The 8,205-nt window shown below is 67.0% G+C and carries 7 protein-coding genes and 1 pseudogene; 6 read left to right on the top strand and 2 right to left on the bottom strand.

Features of this window, described 5'->3' with window-relative positions:
• Positions 1-117 precede the first annotated feature (117 nt).
• Together RJ1_RS26675 and RJ1_RS26670 are read left to right on the top strand one after the other, a co-directional pair.
• Entirely contained in the window at positions 118-1,665 is a 1,548-nt protein-coding gene (locus RJ1_RS26675; protein WP_073365530.1) for an acyl-CoA carboxylase subunit beta, read from the top strand.
• A 72-nt stretch (positions 1,666-1,737) separates the two neighbouring features.
• Positions 1,738-2,517: a siderophore-interacting protein gene (locus RJ1_RS26670; protein ID WP_073365529.1), complete on the top strand. Its 780-nt coding sequence runs from the start codon at positions 1,738-1,740 to the stop codon at positions 2,515-2,517.
• Between the two features lie 16 nt (positions 2,518-2,533).
• On the opposite strand, the gene RJ1_RS26665 is transcribed toward RJ1_RS26670, so the two are convergent.
• Positions 2,534-3,703, bottom strand: coding sequence for a multidrug effflux MFS transporter (locus RJ1_RS26665; protein ID WP_073365528.1), 1,170 nt, complete (start codon positions 3,701-3,703; stop codon positions 2,534-2,536).
• Between the two features lie 83 nt (positions 3,704-3,786).
• Here RJ1_RS26665 and RJ1_RS26660 point away from each other — a divergent pair.
• A pseudogene (locus RJ1_RS26660) lies at positions 3,787-4,565 on the top strand (tyrosine-type recombinase/integrase); the annotation flags it as partial.
• A gap of 55 nt (positions 4,566-4,620) precedes the next feature.
• On the opposite strand, the gene RJ1_RS26655 reads toward RJ1_RS26660, so the two are convergent.
• A complete protein-coding gene (locus tag RJ1_RS26655) occupies positions 4,621-5,163 on the bottom strand; it encodes a M23 family metallopeptidase (RefSeq protein WP_073365527.1) in 543 nt (180 codons plus the stop codon).
• Between the two features lie 315 nt (positions 5,164-5,478).
• On the opposite strand from RJ1_RS26655, the gene rpsB reads away from it, so the two are divergent.
• From rpsB to pyrH, 3 genes are all read left to right on the top strand, one after another.
• Positions 5,479-6,345, top strand: a complete 867-nt coding sequence (rpsB, locus tag RJ1_RS26650; RefSeq protein WP_073365526.1) for a 30S ribosomal protein S2 — start codon at positions 5,479-5,481, stop codon at positions 6,343-6,345.
• A 110-nt stretch (positions 6,346-6,455) separates the two neighbouring features.
• A complete protein-coding gene (gene tsf, locus RJ1_RS26645) occupies positions 6,456-7,283 on the top strand; it encodes a translation elongation factor Ts (RefSeq protein ID WP_073365525.1) in 828 nt (275 codons plus the stop codon).
• Between the two features lie 174 nt (positions 7,284-7,457).
• A complete protein-coding gene (pyrH, locus tag RJ1_RS26640; protein WP_073365523.1) occupies positions 7,458-8,186 on the top strand; it encodes a UMP kinase in 729 nt (242 codons plus the stop codon).
• The last annotated feature ends 19 nt before the right edge of the window (positions 8,187-8,205 follow it).

Genomic DNA, 8,205 nt, shown 5'->3' with positions numbered 1-8,205 from the left:
GAGTCCAGTCGGCTCACCCACAGGGCCCGGTCGGTGCACGTACGGTCTCCGATGAGGGAACTACCGGCGCTCCGGGAGTGCAGTCTGTTCGCGGTGCGTCTCAAGGAGGAATCTCACATGACTAGGACCACGGCGGAACTGCTCGCTGACCTGGAGGATCGGCTCGAGCAATCGCTGAATCCGGGGAGCCCGAGGGCGATCGCGCGGCGCAAGGAGAAAGGTCTGCCCGGACCCCGCGAACGGATTCGGATGCTGCTCGACCGCGGCAGTTTCATCGAAATCGGACAGCTGGCGAAGAACCCGGGAGCCCCCGACAACCCCTACGGTGACGGCGTCGTCACCGGCCACGGAACCGTCGACGGACGTCCGGTGGCGGTGTTCTCGCACGACCACACCGTGTTCGGTGGCAGCGTGGGGGAGATGTTCGGTCGCAAGGTCGCATCGATCATGGAATTCGCGGCGCGGATCGGCTGCCCCTGCGTCGGCATCAACGACTCCGGCGGCGCACGCGTACAGGACGCCGTCACGTCGCTCGCCTGGTACGCCGAAATGGGCCGCCGCCAGATCCCGCTGTCGGGAGTGTGCCCGCAGGTCTCGATCCTCCTCGGCAAATGCGCGGGCGGTGCGGCGTACGCGCCGATCAACACAGACCTCGTTGTCGCCGTGGACGAGCAGGCGTATATGTTTGTCACCGGTCCCGGAGTCATCAAATCCGTCACCGGCGAGGACGTCACCCTCGACGAACTCGGCGGCGCCCGCGCTCAGGCCGAGAACGGGAACGTCCACCATGTCGCGCCGAGCGAAGAGGCGGCGTTCGCCTGGGTGCGTGATTATCTCGGCTTCCTTCCGTCGAGCAGGCACGAAGAGGCGCCGATCGTGAACCCGGGCCTCGAACCCGAGATCACCGATAACGATCTAGCGTTGAACGAGTTCATGCCGGACGCCGACAACGCCGCCTACGACATGCACGACCTGCTGCTGAACATCTTCGACGACGGCGACTTTCACGAACTCGCCGCGCAAACGGCACCGAACGTGATCACCGGATTCTCCCGGGTGGACGGACGATCCGTCGGAGTGGTGGCCAATCAGCCGCAATTCCTCAGTGGAGCACTGGATCAGGTCGGCGCCGACAAGGCGGCCCGCTTCGTGCGGATCTGCGACGCCTACGAGATTCCGCTCGTGTTCGTCGTCGATACGCCGGGCTTCCTGCCCGGGCTGGAACAGGAGCGGAACGGCGTGCTCCGCAGTGGCGGCCGCTTCCTGCAGGCGTTCGCGGCGGCTACGGTGCCGAAAGTGACTGTGGTGGTGCGCAAGTCCTACGGCGGTGGATATGCGGTGATGGGGTGCAAGCAACTCGGTGCCGACGTGAACTTCGCCTGGCCGACCGCGCGCATCGCGGTCATGGGCGCCGAGGCCGCGATCAGTCTCCTCTACCACCGCGAACTCGAAGCTGCCGGCGAGGAACAGGAGGCGATGCGGCAGCAACTCGTCGACGCCTACAACGAGAACGTCGCGACACCGTATTCGGCCGCCGAGCGCGGCTACATCGACGCCGTGATCGAACCGTCCGCCACCCGGCTCGAGATCCGGCGGGCGTTGACGTTGCTCCGCGACAAGCGCTCCGCCCGCGGCGAGCAGAAGCACCACCTGATTCCGCTCTGACATCCATCGCCAGTCACTCCTGTACCGTAGTTAGGTAATACTAACCAACTTGAGTTCATTGGAGAGATGCCTGTGGCAAAGCCGACTGCGACACTGACCGTGCTCCGGACCGAGTGGCTGACCCCGCACATGGTGCGGGTATTCCTCGGTGACCCGGGATTCGACAGCTTCGTTCCCAATGCCTTCACCGATGCGTACGCGAAACTCGAATTCGGGAGCCCCGACGAGCCCGTCCTGCGCACGTACACGATCCGGTCCGTGGATCCGGTGGCCCGGGAGATCGCCATCGATTTCGTGGTGCACGGTGACGCCGGGGTCGCCGGACCGTGGGCCGCGTCGGCGGTGGCCGGCGACGTTCTCCGTCTGCGCGGTCCGGGTGGCGCGTTCGCGCCGGACCGGGCCGTCGACTGGTACCTGTTCGCGGGCGACGAGACGGCGTTCCCCGCCATCTCCGCGTCCGTCGAGACGCTGGACGCGTCGGCGATCGGGAAGGTGATCATCGAGGTCGGGAGTGTGGAGGACGAAATCGCCTTCGACTCGCCGGCCGGCGTGGATGTCACCTGGATCCACCGTGGTGACACCTCGGATCGGATCGGCGAAGAGGCCGCGGGGGACAACGCGCCCCTCGTCGCGGCGGTGCGCGACACCGCGTGGCTGCCCGGAGCCGTTCAGGTGTTCATCCACGGCGAGGCGCAGGCTGTCATGCACAATCTGCGCTCCTACGTGCGCAAGGAACGGGGCGTTCCGGCGTCGGCTGCGTCGATCTCTGGGTACTGGCGTCGCGGCCGCACCGAGGAGGGCTTCCGGGTGTGGAAGTCCGAGCTCGCCGCGAGCGAGGGTGCCTCCCGCTGAACCGGTGCGGCGGACGCTACGACGTGTGCGTCCGCCGCGTCAGCACCAGCAGCGACGTCATGGCGACGACGCCCGCGGCGGGTATCGCCACCGCCATCGGCACTGCGGTGTCGGGTCCGGCGATGCCGACGAGCGGCGACACCACCGCGGCGAGACCGAACTGGCCGGCGCCGAGGAGTGCGGACCCGGTACCGGACGCCCGGGTCACCTCACCCTGAGCCAGCGCCGTGGCATTGCCCATCACGAAACCGATGCTCGACACCGAGACGAACAAGGGAACGAGAATCGCCCACCACGGCGGCGAGTCGAGCAGTGTCGCGGCGAGCAGCAACACGACACCCGCGGCCAGGAGCAGCGTGACCCCGAAACCCAGCAACTGCCGGGCGTGGAACGTGCCCACGAGTCTGGTGTTCACGATCGCGGCGCTCACCATGCCCGCCGCATTCACGGCGAAGACCATGGAGAACTGCCCCGGGCTGAAGCCGAGCACGTTCTGCACGACGAACGGCGATGCGGAGATGTACGAGAAGAGCGCCACGAATCCGAACATGAATGTGAACGCGTAGCCGAGATACACGCGGTTGCCGACCACGTACCGCAGATTGCGAACCAGTGCGGCGAGGCCGCCGCCGTGCCGGTTCTCCTCGGGAAGAGTCTCCGGAACCAGGATCAGCACTCCGGCGAACATCAGGACCCCGGCGGCCGTGAGCACCCAGAAGATTCCTCGCCAGCCGACGGGCCCGAGCAGGGCGCCACCGAGCAGCGGCGCGACTACGGGCGCGACCCCGCCGATGATCATCATGATGCTGAAGAGCCGGGCGGCGCTGTCGCCGCGGGCCCGGTCGGCGATGCAGGCGCGTGCGAGCACGATCGCAGCACCACCGCTGAGACCCTGGAAAAGCCGTGCAGCGATGAGGATTTCGACGGTGGGGGACAGGGCGCAGGCCATCGCCGCGAGCGTCGTCACCACGGTGGCGCCGATCAGCAGACGTCGTCGCCCGAGGCCGTCGGACAGCGGTCCGACCACGAGCTGGCCGATGCCGAGTCCCGCCATGAATGTGGTCAGGGTCAGCTGCACGCTCGGCGCCGACGTGTTCAGGCTTTCGGTCATCAGGGGCAGACCGGGGAGATACATGTCCGTGGCCAGCGGGGCGATCGCGGACAGTAAGGCCAGGACACACAACATCGGGATGGAGATCGTTCGCTGCACAAAAGAACTCTAGCGGCGGGCTGCTTGATTTATCTCCCGCGCGACGCAGCTGTTGCCCTATGCGCAGCGACCTGCCGGCACCGTTGGAGCTGGTACTCGAGGAGTACGCGCGGCATCTCACGCTCGAACGCGGCCGGTCGCAGCACACGGTGAAGGCGTACGTCGCGGACGCCAAGTCGCTGCTGCAGCACTGGTTGTCGACGTCACCGGATGCGAACCTCGGCGAACTCGACATCCAGGTGCTGCGGTCCTGGCTCGCCGGCCAGTCCGCGGCTGGCATCGCCCGGACGACGCTCGCCCGGCGGACGTCGTCGGTGCGCAACTGCACAGCCTGGTTGCTGCGGACCCGGCGCATCGCCACCGATCCCGGCGCCCGGCTGGGTGCGGCGAAGGCCCACCGGACGCTGCCCCCGGTGCTGCGTCAGTCGCAGGCGGCCGATGTGATGGACGCCGCCGAATCGGGCGCGCAACAGAACGATCCGATCGCACTGCGCGACCGCCTCATCGTCGAGTTGCTCTACGCGACGGGGATCCGGGTGGGCGAACTGTGCGGCCTCGACCTCGGCTCGGTGGATCGAGAACGTCGTCTCCTGCGTGTGATCGGCAAGGGGGACAAGGAGCGCTCCGTGCCGTACGGGAAACCGGCCGCCGACGCGGTGGACCTCTGGTTGCACGTCGGTCGTAGCGCGGTCGCGACCGACGCGTCGGGGCAGGCCCTTCTGCTGGGCAGGCGGGAAAGCGATTGGATCAGCGGCAGGCTCGCACCGTCGTCCACGACGTCATGTCCGCCGTCCCCGGCGCGCCGAACCTGAGCCCGCACGGGCTGCGCCACGCGGCGATGGTTGCGACGACTTCCCGGAGTCGGCGGGCAGGCATGCCGTCGCGGAATGGCGTTAGCCTCCGCTGCCACGGCGCTCGACGGGTTCGAGCCGCACCGGTGCCACGCGGAGGAGTCCGAGCGGGTCGAGGTACTCGCGATCGCGGCGAAGACCCCAGCGCAGGCACGCGGCCACGGGGGAGATGCAGCCCGGGTGACCGGCCTCGAGTGTCCCGAGGACGGTGCCGCGTCCGACGCGCAGCCCGGGGGTGACCCGGGCGGTCACCGGTTCGTACGTGGTGCGGAGACCACCCGGATGATCGACGGAGACGACGGGTTTGCCCGCCACCGTGCCGGCGAACACAACCACACCGGCCCCCGCCGACAGCACGGCCTCGTCGGGTACGCCACCCAGATCCACGCCGCGGTGGCCGGGAAGCCAGTCGTGCTCGGGATTGTCGAACGGCCGCACGACCCGCGGTCGTCGATGCAGCGGCCAGTCGAAGTCGCCAGTCGGCGCGGTATCGGCGGGCGGTGCGAGGAGGGCCGCAGCCGCCAGCAGGGTGGAGGCCGTGGCCGTCGCCGTGAGCGCCCGCAGAATCGCCCCGAACTTCGTCATCGTTCGACGATCCCGCACGTCCGGGACGAAAAGGGGCGCCGGGAGAAACTGTGGATCGATTGCGATTCGTCCACAGATCTCGCGAAACGCTTGCAGGGTGCGCCGGAGTGTGGCAGGGCGGTTAGGGCGTACGGCCCCGAGGCCGTACACTGATCGAGCGGTCTGTGTTCGCACAGTCCGACTTCGCGCGCCCGCGCAGTGTACGGATCGTCGGCTGGTCTCGCATTTCGATGTGAGTCCGACGGTTCACGGGCGCCAGGGCGGAACGTCACCGACGTTCGGCATCAACCGGCAATGAAAGAGAGATACACAGCCATGGCTGTCGTAACAATGAAGCAGCTGCTTGACAGCGGCACGCACTTCGGTCACCAGACCCGTCGCTGGAACCCGAAGATGAAGCGGTTCATCTTCACCGACCGCAACGGCATCTACATCATCGACCTGCAGCAGACGCTGACGTACATCGACAAGGCGTACGAATTCGTCAAGGAGACCGTTGCCCACGGCGGCACCGTCCTCTTCGTCGGCACCAAGAAGCAGGCCCAGGAGTCCATCGCGGCCGAGGCCACTCGCGTCGGGATGCCCTACGTCAACCAGCGTTGGCTCGGCGGCATGCTCACCAACTTCACCACCGTCCACAAGCGTCTTCTCCGCCTCAAGGAGCTCGAGGCGATGGAGCAGACCGGTGGCTTCGAGGGTCGCACCAAGAAGGAAATCCTCATGCTCACGCGTGAGATGACCAAGCTGGACCGCACCCTCGGCGGTATCCGCGACATGGCCAAGGTTCCCTCCGCGGTGTGGATCGTCGACACCAACAAGGAGCACCTGGCCGTTGCCGAGGCTCGCAAGCTGAACATCCCGGTCATCGCGATCCTGGACACCAACTGCGACCCCGACCTCGTCGACTACCCGATCCCGGGCAACGACGACGCCATCCGCAGCGCCGCCCTGCTCACCAAGGTCGTCGCTTCCGCGGTGGCCGAGGGCGTGCAGGCCCGTGCCGGACTGAGCGCCGACAAGGACGCGAAGCCCGAGGCCGGCGCCGGCGAACCCCTCGCCGAGTGGGAGCAGGAACTGCTCTCGCAGGCAGCGCCCGCCGCAGAGGCCGCTCCCGCAGCTGAGGCAGAGGCGGCTCCGGCTGCCGAGGCCCCCGCAGCAGAGGCACCCTCCACCGAGGCCTGATCCGATGCAAACGGCCCTGACCAGAAATCTTTGGTCAGGGCCGTTTCACGGTCTGCCCGAGTACTACCCTGACTTACGTCCCGACAGACATATGAGGAGGCTCGCTCACCATGGCGAACTACACCGCCGCTGACGTCAAGCGGCTCCGCGAGCTCACCGGCTCCGGAATGATGGCCTGCAAGAATGCTCTCGCTGAAGCCGAGGGCGACTTCGACAAGGCTGTGGAGCAGCTGCGCATCAAGGGCGCCAAGGACGTGGGCAAGCGTGCCGAGCGCACCACGGCCGAGGGCCTGGTCGTCTCCAAGGACGGCGTTCTGCTCGAACTCGACTGCGAGACGGACTTCGTCGCGAAGAACGAGGACTTCCTGAAGCTCGCCGAGTCGATCGTCACGGTCGCCGCGGCAGCGAAGCCCGCCGACGTCGACGCGCTCAAGGCGCTCGAGCTCGACGGCAAGACGATCGACACCGTCATCCAGGAGCAGTCCGCGAAGATCGGCGAGAAGCTCGTCCTGAGCAAGATCGCCTCGTTCGACGGACCGGTCGCGGTCTACCTGCACAAGCGCAGCGCCGACCTGCCCCCCGCCGTCGGCGTCCTCGTCGAGTACACCGGCGAGGGTGACGCTGCTGCGGAGGCCGCTCGCGGTGCCGCCATGCAGGTCGCGGCGCTCAAGGCCAAGTACGTCACGCGTGACGAGGTCCCCGAGGACATCGTCGCCAGCGAGCGTCACATCGCCGAGGAGACCGCTCGCGCCGAGGGCAAGCCGGAGCAGGCCCTGCCGAAGATCATCGAAGGCCGCGTCAACGGCTACTTCAAGGACGTCGTGCTGACCGAGCAGTCCTCGGTGCAGGACTCCAAGAAGTCCGTCAAGGCGATCCTCGACGAGGCCGGCGTCACCATCAAGCGCTTCGTTCGCTTCGAGGTCGGTGCTTCGAGCTAGTCGTGTGAGTCGTATGGCCCCGTCGGACGAGTGCGCTCGCCCGGCGGGGCCTACGTATACCGCCACCGTCCTGATGAGGCAGGATGAAGATGGCCGTCTGAATGGGTCGAGTAAGCGCGTGGGTGCGCTCGGCCGCTGTCGAAATCGACGAGTGCTGTGGAACTGAGGAGAGCAATGTCCGAACCAGCCAACGAACGTACGGGATTCCATCGAGTCCTTCTCAAACTCGGCGGAGAAATGTTCGGTGGTGGCAAGGTCGGCCTCGACCCCGACGTGGTGACCAAGGTCGCGGAACAGATCGCCGGAGTCGTGCGATCCGGGGTGCAGGTGGCGGTCGTCATCGGCGGCGGCAACTTCTTCCGTGGTGCGGAACTGCAGCAGCGAGGCTTGGACCGCGCGCGTTCCGACTACATGGGCATGCTCGGCACCGTGATGAATTGCCTTGCTCTGCAGGACTTCCTGGAGAAAGAGGGCATCGACAGCCGCGTGCAGACGGCGATCACCATGGGACAGGTGGCGGAGCCCTACATTCCGCTGCGCGCTCAGCGTCACCTCGAGAAGGGCCGCGTCGTGATCTTCGGCGCCGGCATGGGCATGCCCTACTTCTCGACCGATACCACTGCCGCGCAGCGCGCTCTCGAGATCGGCGCCGAGGTCGTGCTGATGGCCAAGGCCGTCGACGGCGTGTTCACGGCCGACCCGAACCTCGACCCCGACGCCACGATGTACACGCAGATCACTCACCGTGAGGTCATCGAACAGGGGCTGAAGGTGGCCGACGCGACCGCGTTCAGCCTGTGTATGGACAACGAGATGCCGATCATGGTGTTCAATCTGCTGACCGAGGGGAATATCGCGCGGGCGGTGTCCGGTGAGAAGATCGGAACACTCGTCAAGTCATGACAGGCTCGACACAGGGTTT

It is taken from the genome of Rhodococcus jostii NBRC 16295 (genome assembly GCF_001894825.1).
GTDB lineage: Bacteria > Actinomycetota > Actinomycetes > Mycobacteriales > Mycobacteriaceae > Rhodococcus_F > Rhodococcus_F jostii.
Note: the sequence above shows the minus strand (reverse complement) of the source record. Positions and strands in the feature narration are given on the sequence as shown.